This window comes from Donghicola sp. XS_ASV15 (assembly GCF_041224595.1).
In the GTDB taxonomy this organism is placed as follows: Bacteria; Pseudomonadota; Alphaproteobacteria; order Rhodobacterales; family Rhodobacteraceae; genus Donghicola.
On the sequence record NZ_JBGFGN010000035.1, the window covers coordinates 1 to 445 of the forward strand.

Genomic DNA, 445 nt, shown 5'->3' on the forward strand with positions numbered 1-445 from the left:
ATATAAGTCACAAGAAAATACCTAAGAACATAGAAAGCGCGCTACACCGCAAGCTGTTAATACTCGATGCAGCAACAAATGAATCAGATCTAAGAGTTCCCCCTGGGAATCGATTTGAGCACCTTGAAGGGAAATTGAAAGATTGGTGTTCAATCAGAGTAAACAAGCAATATCGTTTACTCTTTAAGTGGGTTGATGGTGTGGCTGAAGACACGCACTTAGACCCACACAAATACGGAACGTAACTTAAACTATAACGGTACTTAAAACTAGGAGATTGATATGAGGGCAACAAAAAGAAAACCTGTGTCAGTCGGAGAAATGCTGGAACTGGAATTTCTGGATCCTATGGGAATTTCGGCCAAACAACTGGCCGAAGCAATGGGCGTTCACAGAAATACAATCAGCACACTGAAAAAAGGCGGCATCCTGACCGCCCCTATCG

The 445-nt window shown here is 42.9% G+C and carries 2 protein-coding genes; both read left to right on the forward strand.

Features of this window, described 5'->3' with window-relative positions:
* Positions 1 to 2 precede the first annotated feature (2 nt).
* Positions 3 to 245 carry a type II toxin-antitoxin system RelE/ParE family toxin gene (locus AB9K37_RS00510; protein ID WP_369835107.1) on the forward strand — a complete coding sequence of 81 codons (243 nt, stop codon included), beginning with the start codon at positions 3 to 5 and terminating at the stop codon, positions 243 to 245.
* Between the two features lie 103 nt (positions 246 to 348).
* On the forward strand, positions 349 to 445 hold a 97-nt coding region (locus AB9K37_RS00515), incomplete at its 3' end, for a helix-turn-helix domain-containing protein (RefSeq protein ID WP_369835108.1).